This is a genomic window from Bradyrhizobium sp. Ken64 (assembly GCF_055807555.1).
Map to the genome: position 1 here is coordinate 107,374 of NZ_JBVVPA010000002.1, position 25,746 is coordinate 133,119.

Here is a 25,746-nt window from a genome sequence, read left to right on the forward strand (position 1 = left end):
GGTCTGTTTGCCTCTACCTCGGCGCCGATTTTGCAGTCATCGGCTTGAGCGGCACTTGAGCGAAAAAATGCGGCGATGTCCATGATTGTTGCCGCGCGCTTGCGCATATCAGCTTTCACCCCTCGGCACTTGCCTCCTCGCCCGCGCCGAGCCCTGCGAGACTTTGTTCGAGCTCGCCAAGCATCTCCTGCAACTCGACGAGCTTGCGTGCGCCAAAGCGGCGCGTGATCTCCGCATAGATCGCTTCGGAGGATGGCGCCACGGAGGCCATCAGCTTCACGCCCTTTTCCGAGATCGAGACCATGCTGCGGCGCTGGTCCGCCTTCGCGGTCTTGCGCTCGATCAGGTTGCGCGCCTCCAGATCACGCAGGATCCGCGACAGGCTCGGTCCGAGCAGGAACGCGGTGCGCGCGAGTTCCGTGACCTCGACCGTATCGATCGCCGCGAGGGCGCGCAGAATGCGCCATTGCTGCTCGGTCAGGCCGTGCTCACGCAACGAGGGACGGAATTGCCGCATCACAGCTTCGCGTGCCCGCAGCAACGACATCGGCAGCGAACGCGAGAAGTCACGCATCGGCACCTGCCGCACGGCGGGCTCGCTTCCGTCCGCAGGATCAGCCGGTCTCTTCGTCATGACGCCCTTTCAAGCCGCGAAACGTTTGCAGTGCAGCAAGCCAATTTGCGATTGACGCATTCACTTAACATGTTAAGTATCTTCCGGCACCACGATTTGTAAGATTACACATGGCGCTTTCAAACGACGATATCCGAGCTTGCGCGAACCGTCTGCATCAGGCGGAGAAGACCCGTACGCAGATCCGGCAGCTCTCGCAGGACTTTCCCGACATCAGCATCGCTGACGCCTATGCGATTCAGAAGGCCTGGGTCGACGTCAAGATCGCCGAAGGGCGCATCGTCCGGGGACACAAGATCGGCCTGACCTCGAAGGCGATGCAAAGCGCGCTCGGAATCAACGAGCCGGATTCCGGCGTGTTGCTCGACGACATGTTCTTCGCCGATGGCGGCCTCGTCCCGACGGAGCGCTTCATTGCGACGCGCGCGGAAGCCGAGCTCGCCTTCGTCATGAGCAAGCGCCTCGCGGGCCCCGACTGCACGCTGTTCGACGTGCTCAACGCCACCGATTTCGTGGTGCCGGCGCTGGAGATTCTGGACACGCGGATCGAACGCGTCGATCCCCGGAGCAAGGCGACGCGAAAGATCTTCGACACCATCGCCGATAACGCGGCGAACGCCGGCATCGTGCTCGGTGGACGGCCGATCCGTCCGCTGGACGCGGACCTGCGCTGGATCGGCGCGTTGTGTTTCAAGAACGGCCAGCTCGAAGAGACCGGCCTTGCCGCCGGCGTGCTCAATCATCCCGCCACGGCCGTTGCCTGGCTCGCCAACAAGATCGCGCCGCTTGGGCTAGCGCTCGAGCCCGGACAGGTCGTGCTGGCGGGCTCCTTCATCCGTCCGATCGAGACCCGCAAGGGCGACACAATTCAAGCCGATTATGGCGCCTACGGCTCGGTGAGCTGCTACTTCGCCTAGACGAACAAAAAGACAGGGAGTGAAACCGCGATGCCGCATTTCACGATCGAGTATTCGGCCAATCTCGACGACCGCCTCGACATCGGCGCGGCGTGCGAGGTGGTACGCAGGGCGGCGGTCGAGACCGGCATCTTCCCGCTCGGCGGCATCCGCGTCCGCGCCGTCAGATGCGAGCATTATGCGATCGCCGATGCGCGGCAAGACTACGGCTTTCTCGACATGGTGCTGCGCATTGGCGAAGGCCGTGATCTGCCAACCCGCAAGACAGCCGGCGAACATGTCTTCCAGGCGCTCTCCCGCCATCTCGATCCCGTCTTCGCAAGCTCCAAATTCGCCCTGTCGTTCGACATGCAGATCAACGACAAGGACACGAGTTGGAAGCGCAACAACATCCACGACGCCCTGAAGGCGGAGGCCGCCCATGGATAAGCCCACGCCGAAAATCGATGTGTTCCAGGCCAATCGCGACCGCATCGCACCGCTGCTCAAGACGCTCCGCGCCGACGGCGTCGGCCACATGATCGACGGCAAGATCGTGCCGTCGATCTCAGGCGAGACGTTCGAAACGAAATCGCCGGTCGACGGCGCGACTCTGGCCAGCGTCGCGCGCGGCAATGCCGAGGATATCGATCGCGCCGCCACCGCTGCTTCGCTGGCCTTCAAATCCTGGCGCGACATGGCGCCGGCGATGCGGAAGAAGCTGCTGCATCGCGTCGCCGACGCCATCGAGGACAATGCCGAGGACATCGCGGTGCTCGAATGCATCGACACCGGCCAGGCCTATCGCTTCATGGCCAAGGCCGCGATTCGCGCCGCCGAGAATTTCCGCTTCTTTGCCGATCGATGCGGCGAGGCGCGCGACGGCCAGAACACGCCGAGCGACGAGCATTGGAACGTCTCGACCCGCGTGCCGATCGGCCCGGTCGGCGTCATCACGCCGTGGAATACGCCGTTCATGCTTTCGACCTGGAAGATCGCCCCTGCCCTCGCGGCCGGGTGCACCGTCGTGCACAAGCCGGCCGAGTGGTCGCCGGTCACGGCGGCCATTCTTGCAAAGCTCGTCAAGGAAGCCGGCGTGCCCGACGGCGTGCTCAACACCGTGCACGGCTTTGGCGAAGAGGCCGGCAAGGCGCTGACCGAGCATCCCGCCATCAAGGCGATCGGCTTTGTCGGCGAAAGTTCGACCGGCTCGGCGATCATGGTTCAGGGCGCGCCCACGCTGAAGCGCGTGCATTTCGAGCTCGGCGGCAAGAACCCCGTCATCGTGTTCGACGACGCCGATCTCGACCGCGCGCTCGATGCGGTCGTGTTCATGATCTACTCGCTCAACGGCGAGCGCTGCACGTCGTCGAGCCGCCTGCTGATCCAGGCCAGCATCGCGGAGAAATTCGTGGAGAAGCTGGCCGCGCGGGTAAGAGCCCTGAAGGTCGGCCACCCCCTCGATCCCGCAACCGAGATCGGCCCGCTGATCCACGAGCGGCATCTGGCAAAGGTGTGCTCTTATTTCGACGTCGCCCGCCAGGACGGCGCGACGATTGCGGTCGGCGGCAAGGCTTATGACGGGCCGGGCGGCGGACATTATGTCGAGCCGACGCTGGTGACCGGCGCGCATGGCAAGATGCGCGTGGCGCAGGAAGAGGTGTTCGGCCCCTTCCTCACCGTGCTCCCCTTCAAGGACGAAGCAGACGCGATCGAGATCGCCAACGACATCCGCTATGGCCTGACCGGCTATGTCTGGACCAACGATGTCGGCCGCGCGTTGCGTGTCGCGGATGCGCTGGAAGCCGGCATGATCTGGCTGAACTCGGAAAACGTCCGCCATCTGCCGACGCCGTTCGGCGGCATGAAGGCCTCCGGCATCGGCCGCGACGGCGGCGATTACTCGTTCGATTTCTACATGGAAACCAAGCACGTCTCGCTGGCGCGGGGCACGCACAAGATTCAGAAGCTGGGAATCTAGAACCGCCGTCGTTCCGGGGCGGCGCGGAGCGTCGAACCCGGAACCTCGAGATTCTCAGGTGCGCAATTGCGCACCATAGATCGGCTCTGCGAGCCGCCCCGGAATGACGGGGGACCTCAAGAGGGGAAACGCAATGCCCGTACCGCAACATATCTTCGAGCCGCCGTTCAACATCATCCGCTCCAGCCACGCCGTGCTGGACGTCACCGATCTGAAGCTCAGCCGCGAGTTCTATGAAAGCGTTGTCGGCCTGCATGTCGAGGACGCCGACGACAAAGTCGTTTACTTGCGCGCCGCCGAGGAGCACCAGCATCACTCGCTGGTGTTGCGCAAGGCGGCGGCGCCCGCCTGCAACCGCCTCGGCTTCAAGGTCGGCAATGACGGGGATCTGGACAAGGCCGCGAAGTTCCTGTCCGAGAACGCTCTGGGCTACGCGTTCATCGATCAGCCGTTCCAGGGCCGCACGCTGCAATTCACCGATCCCTTCGGCTTCCAGATCGAGCTGTATGCGTCGATGGACCGGCGGCCGCATCTGCTGCGCCGCTACGATCTCTACAGGGGCTGCCATCCGCAGCGGCTCGACCATTTCAACGTGTTCGCCGCTGAAGTGCAGGACACCGTCGAATTCTATGCCCGGCTCGGCTTTCGCCTCACCGAATACGCCGAGGAGGACGGACCGAACGGGCGCATCGCCGCGGCCTGGATGCATCGCAAGGGCAATGTCCACGATTTTGCCATCACCAACGGCAAGGGCCCGCGGCTGCACCACTTCGCGTACTGGACGCCGACGGCCATGAACATCATCCATCTCTGCGATGTCATGGCCTCGCAGGGCTTCGTGAAGAACATCGAGCGTGGTCCGGGACGCCACGGCATCTCGAATGCGTTCTTCCTCTACGTCCGCGATCCCGATGGACACCGGCTGGAGCTCTACACCAGTGACTATTTCACCGGCGATCACGACCACGAGCCGCTGCGCTGGTCGCTGCGCGATCCCCGTCGCCAGACATTGTGGGGCGCACCCGCCCCGCGCTCCTGGTTCGAGCAGGGCTCGCCGTTCTCCGGCCAAGCCGTGCGCGAGCCGAAGTTCGTGGCCGACGTGCTGGTGGCGGATTGATGCTAGCGCAGAACTTTCAGTCCGTCGTCCCGGCCCCCGTGCGCAATTGCGCACTAGGCCGGGACGACAAAGAATGATGAGCAGCCAATGAACCCCCCTCGCCTCGCCACCTATTCCGTCAAGGGTGCAACGAAGTATGGCGCCGTCGTCGACGGCGGCATTGTCGATCTCTCCGCGCGCCACGGAAAAGACTATCCGACGCTGCGCGAGGTGATCGCGGCAGGACAGCTCGCGAGCCTTGCCGAGGACGCCGCCGGCCGCGCGCCCGATCACGCGCTGGATGACATCATCTGGCTGCCGCCGGTGCCCGCGCCGGAAAAGATCATCTGCATCGGCGTCAATTATCCCGACCGCAATGCCGAGTACAAGGACGGCCAGGACGCGCCGAAATATCCGAGCATGTTCATGCGCTCGCCGCGCTCCTTCGTCGGCCACGACACGCCGCTGGTGCGCCCGCGCGCCTCCGCGCAGCTCGACTATGAGGGCGAGATCGTGCTGGTGATCGGCAAGCAAGGCCGGCACATCCCCGAAAGTTCTGCGCTCGACCACATCGCCGCGCTGACGCTCTGCAACGAAGGCTCGGTGCGCGACTGGCTGCGCCATGCCAAGTTCAATGTCACGCAAGGCAAGAACTTCGATTCCAGCGGCAGTCTCGGCCCGTGGCTGGTGCCCTACACGCAGGAATCGCAGATCGCCGACATCCGCCTCACCACGCATGTCAACGGCGAGCTGCGGCAGGACGACCGCACCAGCCGGCTGATGTTTCCGTTCCGCTATCTCATCAGCTATATCTCGACCTTCGCAACGCTCGTTCCCGGCGACGTCATCGTCACGGGCACGCCAACGGGCGCCGGTGCGCGGTTCGATCCGCCGCGTTATCTCAAGCCGGGCGATATTATCGAAGTCGCGGCCGAGGGCATCGGAACCTTACGCAACGGCGTCGTCGACGAAGCCTGAACACCGATTGAAATGGAATAATGCCATGACCACCCTCACCGGCGGCGAAGCGATCGTAAGCGGCCTTGTCGCCCACGGCGTCGACACCGTGTTCGGCCTGCCCGGCGCGCAGGTCTACGGCCTGTTCGACGCCTTCCACCAGGCCCAGCTCAAGGTGATCGGCGCGCGGCACGAGCAGGCCTGCGGCTACATGGCGTTCGGCTATGCGCGGTCCAGCGGCAGGCCCGGCGTGTTCAGCGTGGTGCCGGGTCCCGGCGTGCTCAACGCCAGCGCGGCACTGCTCACCGCCTTCGGCTGCAACGAGCCGGTGCTATGCGTCACCGGCCAGGTGCCGACGCAGTTTCTGGGCAAGGGTCGCGGCCATCTGCACGAGATGCCGGACCAGCTCGCGACCTTGCGCACCTATGTGAAATGGGCGGATCGGATCGAATATCCCGGCAACGCGCCGACCACGGTCGCGCGCGCCTTCCAGGAGATGACGTCTGGACGGCGTGGCCCCGCCTCCGTCGAGATGCCCTGGGACGTCTTCACCCAACGCGCGGATACCACCGCAGCACAGGTGCTGGCGCCCTTGCCCGCGCCCCAGCCCGACCCTGATATGATCAAGCAGGCGGCCGCGCTGATCAAGAACAGCAAGGCGCCGATGATCTTCGTCGGCAGCGGCGCGATCGAAGCGCGCGAGGAGATTCTCGAACTCGCCGAGATGATCGACGCGCCTGTCGTCGCCTTCCGGAGCGGCCGCGGCATCGTCTCCAACGCGCATGACCTTGGACTCACGATGGCGGCGGCCTACAAGCTGTGGCCGACAACCGATTTGATGATCGCGATCGGCACGCGCGCCGAGCTGCCGGCGTCGGGCTTCCGCTGGCCATATCAGCCGAAGGGGCTGAAATCCATTCGTGTCGATATCGATCCGGCCGAGATGCGCCGGCTCGCCTCCGATGTCGCCATCGTCGCCGACGCCAAAGCCGGCGCGGCCGATCTGGTCACCGCCGTGAAGAGGGCCGGCTATGCCAGGACCAGCGGCCGGCGGGGAGAGATCCGCGAGGTGACCGCGACGGCGCAAGCCGAGATCCAGCGCATCCAGCCGCAGATGACCTATCTCAACATCCTGCGCGAGGTGCTGCCGGCGAACGCGATCGTGACGGATGAATTGTCGCAGTTCGGTTTCGCATCCTGGTACGGTTTTCCGATCTACGAGCCGCGCACCTTCATTACGTCAGGCTATCAGGGCACGTTGGGCTCGGGCTTCCCGACCGCGCTCGGGGCCAAGGTCGCCAATCCCGACAAGCCGGTGGTGGCGATCACCGGCGACGGCGGCTTCATGTTCGGCGTGCAGGAGCTCGCCACCGCCGTGCAGTTCAACATCGGCGTGGTGACGCTGGTGTTCAATAACAACGCCTATGGCAATGTCCGCCGCGACCAGCGCGAACGTTTCGACGGCCGCGTGGTGGCGTCCGATCTGGTAAACCCGGATTTCGTCAAGCTCGCGGAGTCATTTGGCGTGGCCGCCGCGCGCGTCACCGCGCCGGACCAGTTCAAGGCGGCGATGGAGAAGGCCCTGGCGCATGGCGGGCCCTATCTGATCTCGGTCGAGGTGACGCGGGACTCGGAAGTCAGCCCGTGGGCGTTCATCCACCCGCCGAAGCCTTGAGGTGAACGCCGCCCTGTAGCCGCGCCGCCGCGATCACCAGCAGGCCCGCGCCTGCGACCGCCCAGCAGGCGACCGGGGCCCAGTGCAGCAGCGGCGCGTAGTCAGGCATTTTCTGCAAGCCGCCGGCGACCGCCGCCATCCGCGCGAAGGTCCCGAGTGCCAGCGCCGAGAAGACGAGGCCAGTCACCTTTCCTTCCGCGCCGGTCGAGCCGATGGCCAACGCAGCCGAGATCGCGCTCATCAGCATGCAGCCCCACGCCGCTCCGGCGAGAAACTGCGCGACGATCAGCGTGTTGAGGCTGCCGGCGAATTCGGCCGCAGCAATCGCGACCGCTCCAAGCAGTCCGGCCGCGCCCATCACGATCACGCCGCCACGGTGCTTGACGACGAGGCTTGCCGGAAACATCGCAATGTTGAAACCGATCCAGAACACCGGCATCAGCCATTGCAGCTCATCCGGCTTGGCAAAGCGCAGGTAGAACGGCGCGCTGTTCAGAGCGAAGTGCAACTGATAGCCGAGCGCGAGCGCCATCATCGCGACGATGAAGGCGATCGGCACGACGCCAAGCGGCTTTGCCGCTTCGGCCGGTGTCGGCGGCGCGGTGTCGCGGGCCACCTCGTGCTCGATCCGTGACAGTCCGAGCGCGGTCAACAGCAACACTGCGCTCGATATCACGAAGGGCAGCCGCGCATCGTGCTCGCGCAGCACCACGCCGAGATAGGGCGAGACTGCGCCGGCGACGCCATAGCCGAGCATCGCGAGCGCGGCGAGGAACGGCACCTGCGGCCGAGCGCGGTATTTGCCGAGCAATGTCAGCGGCGGCGCGCGCATCGCGGACGAGGTGATCGACCAGACCACGATCAGGGCAATGAACCACCCCTGCGCGGCCACGCCGCGCCCTGCGACGAAAGGCAACGCGACGAACGCGCCGCAGGAGATCGCGGCCAGGAGCCCGACGAACAGGCCAAGCCTGCCGAGATGGGGAGCGATCCTGTCGGCGGCTATCCCCATCGCGGTGTCGGCGATGGTGAAGATCGCCTGGTCCAGCATCAGGATGAGGATGACGGCCGATGGCGCGATGCCGACCTCAGCCGCGAGCTTTGGCAGATAGATGACGTAGGTGGTCCAGCCAAGCGTGAACGCCAGTTGCAGCAAGGCCAGATACAGGCCGGTGCGGTTGGCCGCGCCAGCGCCGGCCGAGAGCTGTGTGGTCGCCATATCGCGTCTCCCCCGCCGGAAGCTTAGACGAGCGGGGGCTGCGAGGAAACGCGTCAGCGGACCTTTCGGAACGTCAAATTGACCCGCTTGCGGCCGAGCAGCGCATGCTCGCCATCGGCCAGCGGCGCGACGCCGTGATAGGCCAGCCTGCTGGGGCCGCCCCAGACCACGACGTCACCATGGACGAGGCGGAAGCGCCGCGGCTTGTCGCTGCGTGCCATGCCGCCGAACAGGAAGGTCGCGGGCAGGCCGAGCGAGACCGAGACGATCGGCGCCGAATAATCCAGCTCGTCCTTGTCCTGATGCAATGACAGCCGCGTGCCAGGCTCGTAGCGATTGACGAGGCAGGCATCGGGCGCGAAGCCGGCAAAGCCGCCCTGCCCCGCGGCGCGCAAAGCCAGATCGCGGAGCACCGGCGGCATCGCCGGCCATGGCGCGCTCGTTCGCGGGTCAATGGGATCATAGCGATAGCCGGTATGATCGGTGATCCAGCCGCGCTCGCCGCAATTGGTCATGGCCACCGACATCAGGTGCCCGCCGGGCGTGGTCATGCGACGGAACGGCGACTGCGCGACGATGGCGCGCACGGCTTCGATCAGCTCGCTCTCGATCGGCTTGACGAAGCCGCGCAGCAGAACGGCGCCGTCGGCGATCTCCTCGCGCGACGGCTGGGCTTCGGCGACATGGTCGAACAAATCCGCCATCAGCGGCAGCGTTTATTTGGCATCGTGAAAGATCACACCCAGCGTGTGGCGCTGGCCAGAGCGAATCCGGCTGACGCCATGGCGGAGATTAACGCGGTAGGTGCCGCGTGTCCCCTGCACCGGGCGGTGATGCACAGCGAAGGCCACGGCGTCGCCTTGCGCGAGCGGAACCACCTCGGCGCGGGACTGCATGCGCGGGCGCTGCTCGGTCAGCACGAACTCGCCGCCGGTGAAATCGCGGCCGAGCTCGGACAAGAGGATCGCGACCTGAAGCGGGAACACGTGCTCGCCATAGAGATCCTGATGCAGGCAGTTGAAATCGCCCGTCTCGTATTGCAGCAGCAGCGGCGTCGGCCGCGTCTGCCCGGCCTCGTGGCAGCGCTTCAGGAACGCCGCAAGCGCGGCCGGATAGCGGATGTCGATCCCCATCGCCTCGTTCCAGCGATTGGCGACGCCCTGGAGATGCGCGTAGAGCGCCGGGCGGAGCTGCGCGATCAGGTCGGGCAGCGGATAGGAGAAATATTTGTACTCGCCGCGGCCAAAGCCGTGGCGGCCCATGACGATGCGACTACGGAAGTTGGCGTCGTCGGGATACAGCGCGGCGACGGCGCGGCATTGCTCCGGCGTGAGCAGGCCCTTCAGGACAGCGCAGCCCTGGGTATCGAGCTCGCCTGTGATCTGCGGCCAGTCGAGGGCATCGACATGGGCGGCGAGGTCGGCTGTCGGAGATTGAGCCGATTTGCGTGCTGTTGCTGTCATGGCTCTGACTTTCGCAGGACCGCCCCGTCCTCTACCACCCGATTTCCGTCTCTCTCCCCGTCATTGCGAGCGCAGCGAAGCGATCCAGAATCCCTCCGGGGAACCAGTCTGGATTGCTTCGTCGCAAGGGCTCCTCGCAATGACGGAGGAGAGGCGTCAGCCTCTCACCGGCAGCGTCACTACGTCGTATCCATGCTTGATCGTGCGCTTCAGCACGGGGTCTTCCAGCTCAAAATCGAAACGGTCGGCGGAACGGATACCGCCTTTCGCCGCAAACGTACCGCCGAACATGGCGCAGCCGTCGGGGAATTTCCCACCCTCGAAGCCACGCGCGATCAGGTCGGCGACCGGCAGCATCGCGTCGAGCCTGCCCTCCTGGTAGAGCACACGCTCGCCCTTGATGGTGGCCCAGGAGCGCAAAATCATCTTGTCCCAATGGCCGATGACGTCCTCCAGCTCCCACAGCGTTGAGGCGACCGGCTTGTCGCACATCTGCTTGGACACCGTGACGTTGTAGGCCTCGACCTTGCGGTCGGTGTGGTCGGAGCCGCAGCCGACGAAAATACGGCCCTGCCAGCCGATCAGCACGAACTCGACCTCGCCGCTGGAATCGCCGCCAGTGCACTCGATGCTGTCTTCCATCGTCAGGCGCCGTGCCGAGGCGCGATAGTAGATCGGCGTCGAGGCCGGCGGGGCGATGCCCATCTCCTGCAGCTCGGCGATGTGCTTGTCGCGCGCGACCGGATCGCGGCCGGTCCAGCCGGCGATGACCATCTGATCGATCGCCAGCGTCAGCGGCGCGGTGGTGTCCTGGGCGTCGACGGTGAAAGTCAGGTCAAACACGAATTACGGCCTCCATGCCGGCAGCAAGCTCGAAGATACGGCGGTCCGATCCGCCCGCGCCCGCCACCATGAGGCCGACGGGGATCTCGCCCTCGCGATGCGCAGGCAGCGAGATGGCACAGCCGTCGATCATGTTGATCAGGGTGCAGTTGCGGAGCGCCCGCAGGTTTTCCCTGGTGAACTCCTTGTCATCGGCAAGATCCGAAATTTTCGGCGGCGTGTTGGCGGTGGTCGGCAGCACCAGCGCATCATAGGGCGCGATGCGCGCATTGACGCGGGTGATCAGGGAGCGGCGCTCGTTGAGAAGATCGATGTAGTCCGCCGCGCTCTGCGCTTCGCCGCGCATGATACGCACGGAGACTCTGGGATCGTAGACGTCGCCCTTGGACGTGAGAAGGTAGCGGTGCCAGGCATAGCTTTCGGAAGCCGCAAAGCCGCCCTTGGCGTTCATCGGCCCGATGTCGTGGAATTCGGCCATCTCAATGCGCTCGATGATCGCACCGTGATCGGCAAGGCTCTTGAGCGCCCGCTCGAATGTCGCGGCCACAGCCGCGTCGAGGTCGTCGAGTGCGATCGTGGTCGGCACCGCCAGCCGCATGCCCTTGACCGGGCGAGGCTTCAGCGGGGCGATCGGCTCGTTCGCGAGCACCGCATCGAGAATGGCACAGCAACTGACCGATCGTGCCAGCGGCCCGATGCTGTCGAGCGAGAACGACAGCGGCACGGCCCCATCGAGCGGCACGCGCCGCTGCGTCGGCTTGTAGCCGACGATGCCGTTATAGGCCGCCGGAATCCGGCAGGAGCCGCCGGTGTCGGTGCCGAGTGCGCCATGCGCCATGCCGTCGAGCACGGAGACCGCGGCGCCCGAGGACGAACCGCCGGGCACGTGGCCCTCGGCCCGGTTCCAGACGCCCTTTGGCGTGCCGTAATGCGGATTGATGCCGATGCCGGAATAGGCAAACTCGGTCATGTTGGTGCGTCCGATCACGACGAAGCCGGCCTTGCGCAGCCGCGCTACCGTGGGGGCATCCTGCTCGGCCGGCGAGGAATCGTCGAGCGCGCGGGAGCCGGCGCGCGTCACCTGGCCCTTGATGTCGAAGAGATCCTTGATCGAGACCGGGATACCGGCGTAGCGCGAGGGCGCCGCCTTCACCTTGCGCAAACCGTCCATCGCGTCCGCCGCGACAAGCGCGGCATCCTTGTCGACATGGATGAAGGCACGCTGCCCCTCGCCGGCCGGATCGGCGATCTTGGCGAGGCACGCCTCGACCAGCTTGCGGGAGCTGGTGCGGCCGCTTTCGAGGTCTTCGGCGAGCTTCGTCAGTGTCGAAAAATCGGGCATGTCTGTCTCACGGAATATTTGCGCGCAATGTATAGCGCTGCCTCACTTCGACACAAGCATTGTGCGCATGATGGCATGCATGCGCATTGCTGGACCGTTGACGCGCCATGGTCGATTGTCGCATCAAGATCGCAACAGCCGGGCTAAGCTTGGCCTTGGGAGGACCCGCCGACATGGCCGAACCGCAGCGCGCGCGACCGAAACCGACGCCGGAGACCCAGCATTTCTGGGACGGCACCAAGGCGGGCGAGTTGCGCCTGCAGCGCTGCGACGCCTGCGAGCATGTCTATTTCCCGCCACGCCCGTTCTGCCCGTCCTGCGCCTCGCGCAAGGTCAGCATCTTCAAGGCAAGCGGCAAGGGCTTTCTCTACAGCTACGTGATCAACCACCGTCCTGCGGCGCCCGGCTTCACGCCGCCTTACGCGATCGCGGTGGTCGAACTCGAGGAGGGGCCGCGGATGATGAGCAACATCATCGACTGCCCGCAGACGCCGGAGGCGCTCGAACTCGACATGAAGCTCGAGGTCGCCTTCGAGGCGCTCGACGACAAGATCACCCTTCCCGTATTCCGTCCGGCGAAGGGGTAAGCCCATGCGCAGCAATCAGGTTGCCGTCGTCGGCGCGGCCGAGACCACCGAACTCGGTGTCATCCCCAACGTCTCGCAGCTCCAGCTTCATGCGGATGCGGCGCTCAATGCCATTGCCGATGCCGGGCTGAAGCTGTCGGACATCGACGGCTTCGCCACCGCGGTCGAAACGCCGCAGCAGGTCTGCCACTATCTCGGCATCAAGCCGACCTGGGTGGACGGCACCTCGGTCGGCGGCTGCTCCTTCATGCTGCACGTCCGCCATGCCGCCGCGGCGATCGAGGCTGGCCTGTGCAAGACCGTGCTGATCACCCATGCCGAGAGCGGCAAGTCGATGATCGGCAAGGCGCCGCGCTCGATTCCCCCCGACAGTCTGCAAGGCCAGTTCGAGGCGCCGTTCGGCGTCTACGGCCCGCCCAGCATGTTCCCGATCCCCGTGCTGCGCTTCATGAAGACCTACGGCATCACGCACGAGCAACTCGCCTCGGTGGCGGTGGTGCAGCGGGAATGGGCGGCGAAGAATCCGCGTGCGATGATGAAGGATCCCATCACGGTCGCAGACGTCCTCAACTCGCGCATGATCGCCTATCCGTTCCGCCTGCTGCAATGCTGCCTCGTCACCGACGGCGGCGGCGCGCTGATCCTGACCTCGGCCGACCGCGCCAGGGACTTTCCGCGCAAGCCGGTCTACATCATGGGCACCGGCGAGAGCGTGGAGACGCCGATGGTCAGCCAGATGGAGACGTTCAACTCCTCGCGCGCGTTCAAGACCGCCGGTCCTCTCGCCTTCAAGGAGGCCGGCATCGCACATAAGGACGTCGATCATCTCATGATCTACGACGCGTTTGCGCATCTGCCGCTGTTCGGCCTCGGCGATCTCGGCTTCATGCCGCATGAGGAGACCGGCAAGTTCATCGCCGACGGCAACACGCGCCCGGGCGCCAAGCTGCCGCTCAACACCAATGGCGGCGGCTTGAGCTACATGCATTCGGGCATGTACGGCATGTACGCGCTTCAGGAGAGCGTGCGGCAGATGCGCGGCATCGCGCCGGCGCAGGTCGCCAACGCGAAGATTTCGGTGTGTCACGGCGTCGGCGGCATGTTCGCCGCGTCGGGCACGATCGTGTTTACGAACGAGAGGTAATTTTCTCGTCGTTCCGGGATGGTCCGAAGGACCAGACCCGGAACCTCGAGATTCCGGGTTCGTGCTTCGCACACCCCGGAATGACAGAGACAACAGGAGACATCCACATGACGAAATCACTGCAAGACAAGGTCATCATCGTCACCGGCGCGGGCCGCGGCATCGGGCGCGAGATCGCGCTGCTCTGCGCTGGCGAAGGCGCCAAGGTCGTCGTCAACGATCCCGGCGTCGCCGCTGACGGCGCCGGCACCAGCGCCGCGCCCGCCGAGGAAGTGGTCGAGGAGATCAAGAAGCGAGGCGGCACCGCGGTTGCCAATTTCGAGTCGGTGGCCGAAGCCATCCCCGCCAGCAAGATCGTGAAGACCGCGACCGATCATTTCGGCCGGCTCGACGGCGTGGTCAACAATGCCGGCATTTTGCGCGACATGATCTTCCACAAGATGAGCGTGGAAGCGTTCGAGGCCGTCATCAAGGTTCACCTGATGGGCTCGTTCTACGTCAGCCACGCCGCGGCGCGGATCTTCCGCGAGCAGGAGTCCGGATCGTTCGTGCACTTCACCTCGACCTCCGGCCTGATCGGCAACTTTGGACAAGCCAACTACGCCGCCGCCAAGCTCGGCATCGTCGGCCTGTCGAAGTCGATCGCGCTCGACATGGGCCGCTTCAATGTCCGTTCCAACTGCGTCTCGCCGTTCGCCTGGACCCGCATGATCGGCACCATCCCGACCGAGACCGAAGCCGAGAAGGCGCGGGTCGAGAAGATCAAGCAGATGGGCCCGGAGAAGATCGCGCCGGTCTGCGCCTATCTGCTCTCCGATGCCGCCAAGGACGTCTCCGGGCAGATCTTCGGCGCCCGCATGAACGAGCTGTTCCTGTTCAGCCAGAATCGTCCGCTGCGCTCGGTGCATCGGAGCGAAGGCTGGACGCCGCAATCAATCGCGGAACACGGCATGCCGGCGCTGAAGGGTTCGTTCTACAAGCTCGACCGCTCCGCCGACATCTTCCCGTGGGACCCGGTGTAAGCGAAATCCACTTTTGCTGCATTGCGATCTCCGGTTGTCCGGCCGGGGATCGCCCGCTTTACGCCCGATTGCAGGCGGACAGTTTTCTCCCAAACAAAAAATGGGAGGCGACTATGACAAACCCACTGACCATCTGCACCGACGTCAATGAGCCTGTTCTCGCGCGCCGCACCCTGCTGAAGGGCGCGGCAGCAGTCGCGGCGACGGGCGTCACCATGACCGCAGCCCTGGGGGCGTCCGTAACGCCCTTGGGCCAGACGGGTGCACCGACAAGATCGACCGCGCCATTACCGTTGGGACCGCTGCCGGGCAGCCGTTATCCGGACGCCCACCTGGAATCCGCCAAGAAGGGGCCGCCATCATTCGGGCCGCCCGATTTTCCTGCCTTTGCCGGCACCATGGCCGTCGAGCGCGTCGCAACGGGCTTCCGCTGGGCTGAGGGACCGGTATATTTCGCGGCCGGGCGATACCTGCTGTTCAGCGACATTCCGAACAATCGCATCATGCGCTTCTCGGAGGACGACGGCCACGTCAGTGTCTATCGCCAGCCCTCGATGAACTCGAACGGCAACACGATCGATCGCGAAGGGCGCCTGATCACGTGCGAGCACAGCGGTCGGCGCGTGACGCGCACCGAACTCGACGGCTCGATCACCATCATCGCCGACAAGTTCAATGGCAAGCGACTGAACTCCCCGAACGATGCGGTTGTCACGGCCGATGGCGCGATCTGGTTCACCGATCCCGCCTACGGCATCGGCGGTTTCTACGAAGGGATCAAGGCCGATCCCGAGCAGGAGAAGAAGAACGTCTACCGGGTCGATCCGAAGTCCGGAGAGGTCAAGGTCGTCGTCGACGACTTTGTCGAGCCCAACGGGATCACCCTCTCGCCGGACGAGAAGAAGCTCTACATCTGCGAGACCGGCTTCACGGATGGACCCGACAACCCGTCGCATATCCGCGTGTTCGACCTCGACGTCGCCGGGGGCAAGGTGTCGAACAGCAAGGTGTTCGCAGAGATGCCAAAACCGAGCATCACCGATGGCGTCCGCTGTGACACCGAAGGCCGCGTCTGGTGCTCGGTGGGCTGGGGGGATGCAAACGAAGACGGCGTACGCTGCTATACGCCCTCGGGCGACTTGCTGGGCAAGATTCATATTCCGGAAACCGTCGCTAATTTGTGCTTCGGAGGTCAGCAGCGAAACAGGCTCTATATTTGCGGCTCGACATCGCTCTACGCCGTCTACACGAGCGTACAGGGCGCGATGAAGCCCTGAGCGATTAATAGAGTGGCGAGTAGCGAACCGTTAAGACCGCTACTCGCTTCTCAACCCGTGTTCCTCAGCCCCGCCGAGATTCCGTTGATCGTGAGCTGAATCCCGCGCAGCACCTGCTCGTCCGGGTTCTGCGCGCGGTGCTCTTTCAGCAGCTCGACCTGCACATGGTTGAGCGGGTCGAGATAGGGAAAACGGTGGCGCACCGAGCGTTCCAGCAGCGGGTTGCCTTGCAGCAGCCGATCCTGGCCCATGATGTCCAGAAGCGTCTCGATGCAGGAATGCCATTCGCGGCGGATTCGGCCGAAGATTTTTTCGCGGAGCGCCTCGTCGGGCACGAGCTCGGCATAGCGCGAGGCGATCGCGATCGAGCTCTTGGCCAGCACCATGTCCATGTTCGACAACAGCATGCGGAAGAACGGCCATTCCTTGTAGAGCTCCTTGAGGAACGGCATGCCCTTGTCGGGATGCTCCGCGATCCACTGCTCGACCGCGCTGCCAAAGCCATACCAGCCGGGCAGCATCAGGCGGCATTGCGCCCAGGAGAACACCCAGGGAATGGCGCGAAGGTCCTCGATCGCCCGGGTCTTCTTGCGCGACGCCGGACGGCTGCCGATGTTGAGCGTTGCGATCTCGTTGATGACGGTCGAGGCCCAGAAATAATCGACGAAGCCCTCGGTCTCGTAAACGAGGCCGCGATAGGCCTTGAAGGCGAGGTTTGAAAGCTCGTCCATCGCGGTCAGATATTCGCGGCGCGGCGCGCTCTGGCGCGGATGCAACAGGCTCGCCTCCAGGGTTGCGGCGGCGAGGATCTCCAGATTGTTGCGGCCGACTTCGGCGTTGGAATATTTCGACGAGATGATCTCGCCCTGCTCGGTGATGCGGATCTGGCCGTTCACCGCGCCACCCGGCTGGGCGATGATGGCATCATAGCTCGGACCGCCGCCGCGGCCGACCGAACCGCCGCGGCCATGGAACAGGCGCAACCGCACGCCATGGCGCTCGAACACGTCGACGAGGCCGATCTCGGCCTTGTAGAGCTCCCAGCCCGAGGTGACGAAGCCGCCATCCTTGTTCGAGTCGGAATAGCCCAGCATGACCTCCTGCACGCTGCCGCGGCTGTCGACCAGGCGGCGATAATCATGCAGCGAGAGCATGCGGTCCATGATGGCGCTGGAAGCCTGCAAATCCTCGATGGTCTCGAACAGCGGCACGATGTTGATGGCGCTGCGCCCGGAGGGATGGACGAGACCGACCTCCTTCAGGAGCACCGCGACCTCGAGCATGTCAGACATGCCCTTGCACATCGAGATGATGCATTGGGGAATGGCGTCCGAGCCGAACTTCGCATGCGCCTCGGCGGCGGCATGGAAGACGTTGAGCTCGCCCATGGTCTCGTCGCTGTACTTGACGAATGGCGACACCAGCGAGCGCGTCGAGCGCAATTCGTTGGTGAGCAGGGAGATGCGCGCGTCCTCGCCGAGCGCGAGATAGGACATGCCAGGATTGGCGGCATCCATCAGCTCGGCAATGGTGCGCTCGTGCACCGCCGAGTTCTGGCGGATATCGAGCCGGGCCAGGTGTAATCCAAAGCAGTCCACCGCACGCCGCAGCAGCCGCAGCCGGCCGCGGGCGATGACGCCGGCGTTGTTGGAGATCAGCGAGCGGTGCAGCACGTCGAGATCGGCCTTGAGCTCACCGACGCTGTCATACGGCGCGCCCTTGCCGACAGGCCGGCGGGTGATCTCGACCTGAAGCATTTCGGCCGTGGCGGTGAGGCGCGCATAGATGCCGGAGACCGCGAGACGATAGGGCTCGCCGCTCCGGTGCGGCGAGGTATCGGGCGAGCGCTCCGCCAGCGTGCGCAACTCCTCGGACACGTCGGCGAGATGGGCCGCGATCGAGAGCTCGGAGCCGAGCACGTGCAGCTCATTCAGATAGAACTGCATCACCCGGCTCGACTGCAGCCGCAGCGTGCCGCGCATCACGTCGGCGGTGACGAAGGGATTGCCGTCGCGGTCGCCGCCGATCCAGCTGCCCATGCGCAGGAACGAGGCGAGCTCGCCGGCCGCCTGCTCCCCGCCCTCCTCCAGCCGGTCCTCAAGCGCGTTGACCAGCCGCGGCACCTCGCGGAGAAACGTGTAATCGTAGAACGACAGGCCGTTGGCGACCTCGTCGAGCACGGTGAGCTTGGTGCGGCGGAGCAGATTGGTCTGCCACAGCGTCAGCACCTCGCGGCGGAGCTGCTCGTCGCTGGCGGCGGCCTCCTCCGCCGTCAGCGCGACGCGCTCGCGACGATCGAGCAGGCTAGCGACCTCCATCTCGCGGTCCATGGTGCTCTTGCGCCGGACCTCGGTCGGATGCGCGGTCAGGACAGGGCTGACCAGCGCGCTCTTGAAGAAGTTGCGCAGGGCATCGGCACCGATGCCCGCAGTCCTCGCATGGGCGAGCGTCTCGGCCAGCACGCCGGAGCCGCCGCCCTTGTTGGCGCGCATCTGGCGGATGTTGTTCTGGTCTTCGGCGATGTTGGCGAGGTGGGAGAAATAGCTGAAGGCGCGGACGATCCGCACCGTCTCCGAGGTCGACACGCTGTCGAGGATCTGCTCGAGCTCGCGGCGGGCGAGCCGGTCCTCATCGCGGTGGAACCGGATCGAGGTCTGCCGGATGCGTTCGACGAGGTCGAACACATCGGCGCCCTCCTGGTCGCGCACCGTGTCGCCAAGGATGCGCCCGAGCAGGCGGATGTCGTCCCGCAGCCGCGCATCTGCCTCCAGCGCCTGGACATCCTCGGGTCGGTTGGGGCGCTGATCGGCGGCGTCGGACGATATGGTCTGGAGGGACATGGCTCGCTCCCCTGGTTCGAGCTCGCTTGACTGCCCGGTTCAGCCGAGTGTGCGATATTTTTCTACCGCAGTGCAAGGTGAACTTGGTGGCGGCGCACATTAGGGGCAATGGTTTCGTGCCCGGGACGCAGCGCAGGCGCGCCGCGTCTTCGCGGCGTGATGCGCTGCAGAGCCGGGGCCCAGCTGAGAGCCCGGCGTTGATCCGCTTTTGGGTCCCGGCTCTGCGCAGCAACGCTGGCGCGTTGCAGCGCGTCCGGGACACGAGGAGGTCCTCGCGATAAACATACCTTCGCGGTCTCGCGGCGCGGGCGCCCGAGCTTTTGCTGTCCGTTTCGCCCTCGTCGAGAAGAAAGGGCGCAGGGAAGGCCGGGCGCCGGCTGGCACCCAGGGTCCGCACGCGAAAAACGCACGCGGGGGTGACCACAGGTGATGCCGGAACATCCCGGCCTTCCCTGCGCAATGGTTTTACGGCTTATGGCGCGCTCTCCCCGGGGAGCGATGCACTATTGCCCCCGTCGCCTCGCGGATGATCGATGCACGCACCCGGTCGGGCCGCACATCACCGCAAGCCTTGACGCACAGACCCCGGGCGTCAGGACCACACGCTTTTGCCGTCCGCGGACGTCCCTCCCCGAGCCATCGGAGGCTCGCGCGTGCTCGCCCCCAATGCCGAAAAGAAACGCTGTGACCGCGCCGTGTCGTATGCGCGGATCGCGATGACTCACGAGGATTGCCCGCCCTGCCATCCCGTCACGCGCCGGCGCTGCCGCGTCCATCGCATCCCGGCTCACGTATCGTGACGATCGCGAAACGCCCTTTTTAGCGGGCCGGGATGCCTTGCGGTTTACCCGAAGCGATGAATTCGGTCAATCAGAATATCCGCGGACCAATGCCTTGACCTGTGTATGGCGTGTTTTGCCCGTCGGGCTACGCGAGGAATGGTGTGCTCAGCGTCGACGGGGCGCGCAGGGTGGGTTGAGCCCTTGCGAACCCACCCTGCTTCATCTCCGACCGACGGATTGATGGGTTTCGCTGGCGCTCTACCCATCCTACGAGTGCTGGTTGCGTTCGCAGGCGCTTTTTTCCTTCGCCGCTCAAGGGAAAGCGGGCGACGCTCTACCCATCTTACGAGTTCTAGGCTGCCTTGACGGCCATCATCGCGATCCGGCGGACGATTTCCGCAGCGATGTCGCTGATCGAGCCGATGAAGTCGACAGGCCCGTCATATTCCGTCGCATTCAAAGGCATGCCGCGGGCTGCGGCGCCGTGCGTTCCCAGCACCATCGTGACGCCGCCGGCGAAATGTATCGCCTCCAAACCACGCGATCCGTCGCTTAGCTCACCGCGCAATACAACTCCGATCGCGTGCCTTCTGGCGTGAGCTGCGACAGACGTGAACAACAGGTCAACCGTCCGGTTGCGATACAGGTCTTGCGGTCCCTCGATCAGGTGGACGCGGCTTCGCGCCGCCAGAGAAAGGTGCGCTGCAGGTTCACCGACGTAGCAGACGCCAACCTGGAACTCCTCGTCCTCATCCGGTATCATCACGGGCAGCATCGACCGGCGCGCCAGCACCTCACGCAGATAACTGATGCGGTCGCTGGGGCGATGCAGGACCACAAGCACGACGGCGGGCAGATTGGCAGGAAGCGCTCCGAGCAAGTCTCCCAGATCGCGCAAGCCCTCAGCACCGGAAGCGCCGATTGCGACAAAACAAGGCCCGAACTCATCCGCTCGATTTGGCTGCATGTCGCCAAAATGGCAGGCTGCACTGCGACAGGATTGATCTGCCTCAAGCCTGGTCCGAAATGAGGTTGGATCGGGTAGCCTCGCGACTTCACAAGAGAGTGCGTAGGATGGGTTGAGCACTCGCGAAACCCATCATGCGTCCTCATCAGCGGACGGATTGATGGGTTTCGCTCACGCTCTACCCATCCTACGAGTTCGCCCTAAGCCGGCACGATCACCTTGCCGATCGGCCAGAGCGCGATGCCCGCGAGCTTGAGGTGGGCCCAGGCGAAGGGGATGCCGATGATGGTGATCGCGAGGGCCAGGGCGGTGAGGAGGTGGCCGAGTGCCAGCCACCAGCCGGCGAGCACGAACCAGATGATGTTGCCGATCACCCCGAGCGGGCCGGTGCCAACATCCTCGACCCCGGTGACCTCATAGCGGCTGACCGCCCGCGAGCCGAACGGCATCAGCGTGTAGACCGCGATGTTGAACGCCGCCCGGGCCCAAGGCAGGCCGATGATCGTGATCGCCATGATGACCGCGGCGACCAGCCAGCCGAGCGCCATCCAGGCGCCGCCGATGAGAATCCAGAGCAGGTTGAGCAGGATGGAAACGGGAGCCATGGGGTGATCCGGAGTTCGATGATCCCGTTGGTATAGCACACCGGGGCTCATGGCGCGCGGACTCTCGCCTCGAGCTAGCGCTCCACGATAATGATCGCCTCCTCCGGACAATTCGCGCGGGCGATGTAAGCTTTCGCGATCAGGTCGGGGTCCGCGCAGACGCGCAAGGATTCCCGTGCATGTCCGAACTCGTCGAGCTGAAACAGCTCAGGCGCCAGCGCGTTGCAACGGGCGTGGCCCTGACATTTGTCCGGATCCACCCGGACCGTGATCTCGGTTGTCATGACGCGAACTCCTGCCCTTCAGCACGGATAGGGGCTGACATAAGCGGCCGCGAAGCGCCGCTCGACCTGTTTCTTGATGTTTTCGAGCCCGATCCGTGCCTCCTCGTCCATACGCGTGAGCTGATCCTGGGTCGGTTCCGAGGGGCGATCAGGATTGGTCAGCTCTCTGGTATAGCGGGTCCGCCCTGCCTCATCGGCAAAAGTGTAGCGGATGACGATCGGGCCCATGAAATCGGTGTCTGCCTTGCAGGTCCATGCAGTTGGCCGATTGCTCTCCGTGACGGTCCAGTGCAATTCGATCACGCCGCGCCGGATCTGCCACTCCTCCCGGAACGTCTGCCCTACCTCCAACGGCCGGTCAGGCCCTTCGATCTTGTGCGAGGCGGCCAGCCATTCGGGCCAGGAATGTGGATTGCACACGTAGTCGAACACCGCCTCCGGCGGGGCGTCGATGAGAATGTCGTGTTTTCGAACGAAGAGCATCGGGCCTCCAGGTGAAGGTAGCTGTCTCAGCGCGCTGCCAGAGTCAGCGGAAGCAAGCGAGGGCCGCGCACCGCGCCTTCGGACCAAGTCATGGCGCGCGCCCCGTCAAGCGCGAAATCGGGTATCCGTTTCAGCCATTCCTCAAGCGCGATCCGCATCTCCATCCGCGCAAGGTTCGATCCGATGCAACGATGGATGCCGAGGCCAAAGGCCACGTGCGGATTCTCTGGCCGGTCGATCCTGACAGTGTCCGCATCCGCGAACTTGTCTGGATCGCGGTTGGCGGCCGGGAAGGAAAGCATGACCATTTCGTCCTTCCGCATCGGACAGCCCCGGAGCTCGGTATCTTCGACGATCTCACGCGCCATCGTGACCGGCGCGTAGGCGCGCAGGAACTCCTCGATCGCGCTGCCGATCAGCGCAGGCTCCCGCACCAGGCGCTCACGGTCATCAGGATGGGTCGCGAGATGCCAGAGCGACGATCCGATCGCGCTCCAGGTCGTATCGATGCCGGCGACCAGCAACAGGCGCAATGCGCCGAGAACCTGATGGTCCGAAAACGGCTCGCCGCTCGGATGCCGCGCATTGATCAGGAAGCTGACGAGGTCATCGCCGCCCTGCTCGCGGCGCGCCGTGATCTGCCCGGCGAAGTAATCGGATATTTCCTGTTCGGCCTGTTTCAGGGCAGCCTGATTGGTGATTCCCTCCTGGAGGGCCATCGTGATCCAGCGGCGGAATTGATCGCGGTGTTCGGCCGGTATGCCCAGCATGTGAGCGATAATCCGCACCGGAATATGCTGGGCATAATCGACCGCGCCGTCGCAGCTGGTCCGCGACCCAATACGATCAATCAACTCATTGCAGACGAGCCTCGTTTGCGGCTCAAGCTTTGCCACCGCCTGCGGCGTGAACGGCGGGATCAGCACCATCCGCAACGGCCGATGTTCGGGCGGATCCGAGGTGATCGGTGGCGAGTTGACCCGATAGTCGCCTTCCCGAACCACAACACGCCGGGAGGAGAACCGGTCGGGACTGTAGGCGACGTCGCGGATATCGGCATATCGCGTGGGGAAATAGACACCGCGATAGCGGCCGGTGTGGGCAACCGGGCATTGGTCACGCAAGGTCTGCCAAATCGGATAGGGATTGCTGACCCATGCCGGGTCGAGATGATCCCAATCCGATGCCCAGTCAGTCACAGGAGCTCGCGTCATGCCTTCCCTGCCTCCCTGCACTCGGCCGTTTCCAAGGTCGGTGCCATGATATATGAGATGATATATGAGTCCTCGTCAATCCAAATCTCGCCCCACCGCCCGCAAGAGGCCGGGCAACACCGAGCCTTTGAGCCTGACCGAGCAGGCCTATGCGCAGCTTGAGCAGTTGATCGCGACACTCGAGCTTCGGCCCGGCGCCTTCGTGTCCGAGGCCGAGCTGTGCGAACGGCTGGGGATCGGCCGCACGCCCGTGCGCGAGGCGATGCAGCGTTTGGCGCGCGCGCATTTGCTCCAGATCATGCCCCGCAGGGGCTGCATCGTGTCCGACTGCCGCTTCGGCGATGAGCTCGACGTTATCGAAGTGCGCAAGCCGCTCGAACTGGTCGTCGCTCGCGGAGCAGCCGCGCGCGCCTCGGCAGACCAGCGCCGGCAGTTTGCAGAGATCGCCGACCGCATGACTGCAGCGCTCGAGCAGGACGATTTCGACGCATTCGCGCAGCTGGATGTCGCGTTCAACCAGCTCTGCCTGGCAGCCTGTCAAAACGCCACGGCGGCATCAATGATGCGCTCGATCAGCACGCAGAACCGCCGCTTCTGGTTCATGCACCACGGACGGACGCTTCCCCGTGAAGGTGTCGAGGGCCATATCGAAGTCGCGCAAGCTATCGCAAAGGGCGATGCGGACGCGGCGGCCAGGGCGACCGAACGGTTGTTGGCCTATGTCGAAGACGTGGCGCGGCGATCGTCAAGGTAAGCGCGATGGCGCTCGGCGCCGGGGGCGTTCTGTGCGATCATTCGGTCAGATCTTCCGCCCCGCCCGCTCCCAATAGGGATCGCGCAGGCGGCGCTTGAAGATCTTGCCGGAATCTTCGCGCGGCAGCCCGGTGCGGATCTCGATGTGTTTTGGCACCTTGTAGTCGGCGAGTGACGCCTTCAGCCGCGTTCGAATATCGCCGGAATCGAGCGTAACGCCGGCTTGCGGCTCGACCACCGCCATCAACGCCTCGCCGAATTCGGAATCGGGGATGCCGAACACCGCGCAATCATGCACGCCGGGCAAGGCATGCAGCACCGATTCGATCTCGGCCGGATAGATGTTGACGCCGCCCGAGATCACCATGTCGCGCTTGCGGTCGCAGATGAAGACGTAGCCCTCTGCGTCGATATAGCCGACGTCGCCGGAAGTGATGAAGCCGTCGCGATCGATCTCGGCGCGCTTCTCCGGCTTGTTGTGATAGGTGAAATCGGCTATTCCGGCCATGCGCGAATAGATCTCACCGATCTCGCCCACGCCCAGAACGCTTCCGTCCTCACCGATGAAGCGCAGCTCGGCGCCGGGCGATATCTTGCCGACGGTGCCGGGCTTCCTCAGCGCGTCCTCGGAGGTCGCGAAAGTGACGGCGCTGGATTCGGTCGAGCCGTAGAATTCGTAGATCACCGGCCCCCACCATTCGATCATGGCGCGCTTGACGTCCGCCGGACAGGGTGCTGCGGCGTGAATGATGTGGCGGAGCGAGGAGACGTCGTACTTCTTGCGCACCTCCTCCGGCAGCTTCATCAGGCGGATGAACATGGTCGGCACCATGAAGATGGTGTCGATCTTGTAGCGCTCGATCAGCTCGAGAAATTCTTCGGCCTCGAAGCGCGGCATCAGCACCAGCGCGCCGCCAAGCTTGCCGGCGCGGATGCCGAACGAGTTCGGCGCGGAGTGATAGAGCGGACCCGGCAGGATCGTGCGGGCGCCGGGCTTCAGCCCGTAGATCATCGCGCGCATGCGCTCGCCGGCGGCCGCCTGTTCCGGCGTCGGCGCATTGCGCCGCACGCCCTTGGGATGGCCGGTCGTGCCCGAGGTGTAGATCATGTTCATGGGCTGCGGCACGATCGGCCCGTCATAGGGCTGGTGCTGCGCGAGCCAGGCTTCGAAATCGATCGCGAAATCCGGCGTCTTCAGATGATCAGGATCGATCTTGTAGCTGGACAGGATCTCCGGCGGCGTCGGCACGCTGAGCACGGTGACGCCTTTCGGGATCGCATCGCGCAAGGCATGCAGCATGTCGGCATGGCCGATCAGCACGGAGGTGCCGGTGTCGGTCAGGATGTAGTTGATCTCTTCCGGCTTGAAGTGCCAGTTGATCGGCACGCCATAGGCGCCCAGCCGCATCGCGGCGTAGGCGGCCTCAATGAAGGCGATGTCGTTGCGCATCAGCATGCAGACGCAAGCGCCCTGCCTGACGCCGATCTGGCTGAGACCGCTCGCGATGCGGTCGGCACGATCAGCGATCTCGGCATGGGAGCGGCTGCGCTCGCCGGAGACGATGCCGAGGAAATTTGAGGTTTCGCTCATTTGTTGTTTTTCTTTGTTGTTGAAGTTGCCCCTCATGGTGAGGAGGCGCAAAGCGCCGTCTCGAACCATGAAGGCCCGTGATCGCGGCCCA

Annotated in this window: 24 protein-coding genes; 11 read left to right on the forward strand and 13 right to left on the reverse strand. The window is 64.7% G+C overall.

Going from position 1 to position 25,746, the window contains the following annotated elements:
- Positions 1 to 115: 115 nt before the first annotated feature.
- A complete protein-coding gene (gene hpaR, locus AC0L2F_RS03695; protein ID WP_473247526.1) occupies positions 116 to 634 on the reverse strand; it encodes a homoprotocatechuate degradation operon regulator HpaR in 519 nt (172 codons plus the stop codon).
- A gap of 110 nt (positions 635 to 744) precedes the next feature.
- Here hpaR and hpaH point away from each other — a divergent pair, with 110 nt between their 5' ends.
- The 6 genes from hpaH to AC0L2F_RS03725 all read left to right on the forward strand — a co-directional run bounded on the left by hpaH (position 745) and on the right by AC0L2F_RS03725 (position 7,239).
- The gene (gene hpaH / locus AC0L2F_RS03700) at positions 745 to 1,551 is read left to right on the forward strand and encodes a 2-oxo-hept-4-ene-1,7-dioate hydratase (RefSeq protein ID WP_473247527.1); all 807 of its coding nucleotides are present in this window, start codon (positions 745 to 747) and stop codon (positions 1,549 to 1,551) included.
- Between the two features lie 30 nt (positions 1,552 to 1,581).
- Entirely contained in the window at positions 1,582 to 1,980 is a 399-nt protein-coding gene (locus AC0L2F_RS03705; protein WP_473247528.1) for a 5-carboxymethyl-2-hydroxymuconate isomerase, read from the forward strand.
- Positions 1,973 to 3,511: a 5-carboxymethyl-2-hydroxymuconate semialdehyde dehydrogenase gene (hpaE, locus tag AC0L2F_RS03710; protein ID WP_473247529.1), complete on the forward strand. Its 1,539-nt coding sequence runs from the start codon at positions 1,973 to 1,975 to the stop codon at positions 3,509 to 3,511. Before AC0L2F_RS03705 ends, hpaE begins: the two co-directional genes overlap by 8 nt.
- A gap of 133 nt (positions 3,512 to 3,644) precedes the next feature.
- A complete protein-coding gene (gene hpaD / locus AC0L2F_RS03715) occupies positions 3,645 to 4,628 on the forward strand; it encodes a 3,4-dihydroxyphenylacetate 2,3-dioxygenase (RefSeq protein WP_473247530.1) in 984 nt (327 codons plus the stop codon).
- An 87-nt stretch (positions 4,629 to 4,715) separates the two neighbouring features.
- On the forward strand, positions 4,716 to 5,585 hold the full coding sequence (locus AC0L2F_RS03720) for a fumarylacetoacetate hydrolase family protein (protein ID WP_473247531.1): 870 nt from the start codon (positions 4,716 to 4,718) through the stop codon (positions 5,583 to 5,585).
- 25 nt (positions 5,586 to 5,610) lie between these two features.
- Complete coding sequence (locus AC0L2F_RS03725; RefSeq protein WP_473247532.1) at positions 5,611 to 7,239, forward strand: thiamine pyrophosphate-dependent enzyme; 1,629 nt, start codon at positions 5,611 to 5,613, stop codon at positions 7,237 to 7,239.
- Here AC0L2F_RS03725 and AC0L2F_RS03730 read toward each other — a convergent pair.
- From AC0L2F_RS03730 to AC0L2F_RS03750, 5 genes are all read right to left on the reverse strand, one after another.
- A complete protein-coding gene (locus AC0L2F_RS03730; RefSeq protein WP_473247533.1) occupies positions 7,217 to 8,458 on the reverse strand; it encodes an MFS transporter in 1,242 nt (413 codons plus the stop codon). The genes AC0L2F_RS03725 and AC0L2F_RS03730 overlap by 23 nt on opposite strands.
- A 53-nt stretch (positions 8,459 to 8,511) precedes the next feature.
- Positions 8,512 to 9,165, reverse strand: coding sequence for a DNA oxidative demethylase AlkB (alkB, locus tag AC0L2F_RS03735; RefSeq protein WP_473247799.1), 654 nt, complete (start codon positions 9,163 to 9,165; stop codon positions 8,512 to 8,514).
- A 9-nt stretch (positions 9,166 to 9,174) separates the two neighbouring features.
- Complete coding sequence (locus AC0L2F_RS03740) at positions 9,175 to 9,921, reverse strand: 2OG-Fe(II) oxygenase (RefSeq protein ID WP_473247534.1); 747 nt, start codon at positions 9,919 to 9,921, stop codon at positions 9,175 to 9,177.
- A 156-nt stretch (positions 9,922 to 10,077) separates the two neighbouring features.
- Positions 10,078 to 10,764 (reverse strand): DUF2848 domain-containing protein, encoded by a 687-nt coding sequence (locus AC0L2F_RS03745; protein ID WP_473247535.1) that lies wholly within the window; start codon positions 10,762 to 10,764, stop codon positions 10,078 to 10,080.
- A complete protein-coding gene (locus AC0L2F_RS03750; RefSeq protein ID WP_473247536.1) occupies positions 10,757 to 12,106 on the reverse strand; it encodes an amidase in 1,350 nt (449 codons plus the stop codon). Before AC0L2F_RS03750 ends, AC0L2F_RS03745 begins: the two co-directional genes overlap by 8 nt.
- Before the next feature lie 173 nt (positions 12,107 to 12,279).
- Between AC0L2F_RS03750 and AC0L2F_RS03755 the strand changes: the two genes are divergently transcribed.
- The 4 genes from AC0L2F_RS03755 (at position 12,280) to AC0L2F_RS03770 (ending at position 16,136) form a co-directional block, all read left to right on the forward strand.
- A complete protein-coding gene (locus AC0L2F_RS03755) occupies positions 12,280 to 12,693 on the forward strand; it encodes a Zn-ribbon domain-containing OB-fold protein (RefSeq protein ID WP_063996595.1) in 414 nt (137 codons plus the stop codon).
- 4 nt (positions 12,694 to 12,697) lie between these two features.
- Positions 12,698 to 13,837: a thiolase C-terminal domain-containing protein gene (locus AC0L2F_RS03760; protein ID WP_473247537.1), complete on the forward strand. Its 1,140-nt coding sequence runs from the start codon at positions 12,698 to 12,700 to the stop codon at positions 13,835 to 13,837.
- Positions 13,838 to 13,944: 107 nt separating this feature from the next.
- A complete protein-coding gene (locus AC0L2F_RS03765; protein ID WP_007593675.1) occupies positions 13,945 to 14,859 on the forward strand; it encodes an SDR family oxidoreductase in 915 nt (304 codons plus the stop codon).
- A 113-nt stretch (positions 14,860 to 14,972) separates the two neighbouring features.
- Complete coding sequence (locus AC0L2F_RS03770; protein ID WP_473247800.1) at positions 14,973 to 16,136, forward strand: SMP-30/gluconolactonase/LRE family protein; 1,164 nt, start codon at positions 14,973 to 14,975, stop codon at positions 16,134 to 16,136.
- A 50-nt stretch (positions 16,137 to 16,186) separates the two neighbouring features.
- Here AC0L2F_RS03770 and ppc read toward each other — a convergent pair whose 3' ends face one another.
- From ppc to AC0L2F_RS03800, 6 genes are all read right to left on the reverse strand, one after another.
- Positions 16,187 to 18,976, reverse strand: a complete 2,790-nt coding sequence (gene ppc / locus AC0L2F_RS03775; protein WP_473247539.1) for a phosphoenolpyruvate carboxylase — start codon at positions 18,974 to 18,976, stop codon at positions 16,187 to 16,189.
- Positions 18,977 to 20,110: 1,134 nt separating this feature from the next.
- The gene (locus AC0L2F_RS03780) at positions 20,111 to 20,725 is read right to left on the reverse strand and encodes a chemotaxis protein CheB (protein WP_473247540.1); all 615 of its coding nucleotides are present in this window, start codon (positions 20,723 to 20,725) and stop codon (positions 20,111 to 20,113) included.
- Between the two features lie 200 nt (positions 20,726 to 20,925).
- Positions 20,926 to 21,330 carry a YccF domain-containing protein gene (locus AC0L2F_RS03785; protein ID WP_219683985.1) on the reverse strand — a complete coding sequence of 135 codons (405 nt, stop codon included), beginning with the start codon at positions 21,328 to 21,330 and terminating at the stop codon, positions 20,926 to 20,928.
- A 74-nt stretch (positions 21,331 to 21,404) separates the two neighbouring features.
- Complete coding sequence (locus AC0L2F_RS03790; RefSeq protein WP_473247541.1) at positions 21,405 to 21,614, reverse strand: ferredoxin; 210 nt, start codon at positions 21,612 to 21,614, stop codon at positions 21,405 to 21,407.
- 18 nt (positions 21,615 to 21,632) lie between these two features.
- Positions 21,633 to 22,097, reverse strand: a complete 465-nt coding sequence (locus AC0L2F_RS03795; RefSeq protein WP_473247542.1) for an SRPBCC family protein — start codon at positions 22,095 to 22,097, stop codon at positions 21,633 to 21,635.
- Between the two features lie 26 nt (positions 22,098 to 22,123).
- On the reverse strand, positions 22,124 to 23,311 hold the full coding sequence (locus tag AC0L2F_RS03800; protein ID WP_473247543.1) for a cytochrome P450: 1,188 nt from the start codon (positions 23,309 to 23,311) through the stop codon (positions 22,124 to 22,126).
- Positions 23,312 to 23,438: 127 nt separating this feature from the next.
- Here AC0L2F_RS03800 and AC0L2F_RS03805 point away from each other — a divergent pair, with 127 nt between their 5' ends.
- Positions 23,439 to 24,065 (forward strand): GntR family transcriptional regulator, encoded by a 627-nt coding sequence (locus AC0L2F_RS03805; protein ID WP_473247544.1) that lies wholly within the window; start codon positions 23,439 to 23,441, stop codon positions 24,063 to 24,065.
- A 45-nt stretch (positions 24,066 to 24,110) separates the two neighbouring features.
- Here AC0L2F_RS03805 and AC0L2F_RS03810 read toward each other — a convergent pair whose 3' ends face one another.
- The gene (locus AC0L2F_RS03810; RefSeq protein WP_473247545.1) at positions 24,111 to 25,655 is read right to left on the reverse strand and encodes an acyl-CoA synthetase; all 1,545 of its coding nucleotides are present in this window, start codon (positions 25,653 to 25,655) and stop codon (positions 24,111 to 24,113) included.
- Positions 25,656 to 25,746 lie beyond the last annotated feature (91 nt).

Bases quoted from the DNA above. Each gene is read 5' to 3' on its own strand.
- AC0L2F_RS03750 (WP_473247536.1), bottom strand. From the start codon at position 12,106: ATGCCCGATTTTTCGACACTGACGAAGCTCGCCGAAGACCTCGAAAGC.
- AC0L2F_RS03765 (WP_007593675.1), top strand. From the start codon at position 13,945: ATGACGAAATCACTGCAAGACAAGGTCATCATCGTCACCGGCGCGGGC.
- AC0L2F_RS03705 (WP_473247528.1), top strand. From the start codon at position 1,582: ATGCCGCATTTCACGATCGAGTATTCGGCCAATCTCGACGACCGCCTC.
- AC0L2F_RS03790 (WP_473247541.1), bottom strand. From the start codon at position 21,614: ATGACAACCGAGATCACGGTCCGGGTGGATCCGGACAAATGTCAGGGC.
- ppc (WP_473247539.1), bottom strand. From the start codon at position 18,976: ATGTCCCTCCAGACCATATCGTCCGACGCCGCCGATCAGCGCCCCAAC.
- AC0L2F_RS03760 (WP_473247537.1), top strand. From the start codon at position 12,698: ATGCGCAGCAATCAGGTTGCCGTCGTCGGCGCGGCCGAGACCACCGAA.
- AC0L2F_RS03800 (WP_473247543.1), bottom strand. From the start codon at position 23,311: ATGACGCGAGCTCCTGTGACTGACTGGGCATCGGATTGGGATCATCTC.
- AC0L2F_RS03795 (WP_473247542.1), bottom strand. From the start codon at position 22,097: ATGCTCTTCGTTCGAAAACACGACATTCTCATCGACGCCCCGCCGGAG.
- AC0L2F_RS03785 (WP_219683985.1), bottom strand. From the start codon at position 21,330: ATGGCTCCCGTTTCCATCCTGCTCAACCTGCTCTGGATTCTCATCGGC.
- AC0L2F_RS03730 (WP_473247533.1), bottom strand. From the start codon at position 8,458: ATGGCGACCACACAGCTCTCGGCCGGCGCTGGCGCGGCCAACCGCACC.
- AC0L2F_RS03770 (WP_473247800.1), top strand. From the start codon at position 14,973: ATGACAAACCCACTGACCATCTGCACCGACGTCAATGAGCCTGTTCTC.
- hpaD (WP_473247530.1), top strand. From the start codon at position 3,645: ATGCCCGTACCGCAACATATCTTCGAGCCGCCGTTCAACATCATCCGC.
- AC0L2F_RS03720 (WP_473247531.1), top strand. From the start codon at position 4,716: ATGAACCCCCCTCGCCTCGCCACCTATTCCGTCAAGGGTGCAACGAAG.
- AC0L2F_RS03725 (WP_473247532.1), top strand. From the start codon at position 5,611: ATGACCACCCTCACCGGCGGCGAAGCGATCGTAAGCGGCCTTGTCGCC.
- AC0L2F_RS03755 (WP_063996595.1), top strand. From the start codon at position 12,280: ATGGCCGAACCGCAGCGCGCGCGACCGAAACCGACGCCGGAGACCCAG.
- AC0L2F_RS03810 (WP_473247545.1), bottom strand. From the start codon at position 25,655: ATGAGCGAAACCTCAAATTTCCTCGGCATCGTCTCCGGCGAGCGCAGC.
- hpaE (WP_473247529.1), top strand. From the start codon at position 1,973: ATGGATAAGCCCACGCCGAAAATCGATGTGTTCCAGGCCAATCGCGAC.
- hpaH (WP_473247527.1), top strand. From the start codon at position 745: ATGGCGCTTTCAAACGACGATATCCGAGCTTGCGCGAACCGTCTGCAT.
- AC0L2F_RS03780 (WP_473247540.1), bottom strand. From the start codon at position 20,725: ATGCAGCCAAATCGAGCGGATGAGTTCGGGCCTTGTTTTGTCGCAATC.
- AC0L2F_RS03740 (WP_473247534.1), bottom strand. From the start codon at position 9,921: ATGACAGCAACAGCACGCAAATCGGCTCAATCTCCGACAGCCGACCTC.
- hpaR (WP_473247526.1), bottom strand. From the start codon at position 634: ATGACGAAGAGACCGGCTGATCCTGCGGACGGAAGCGAGCCCGCCGTG.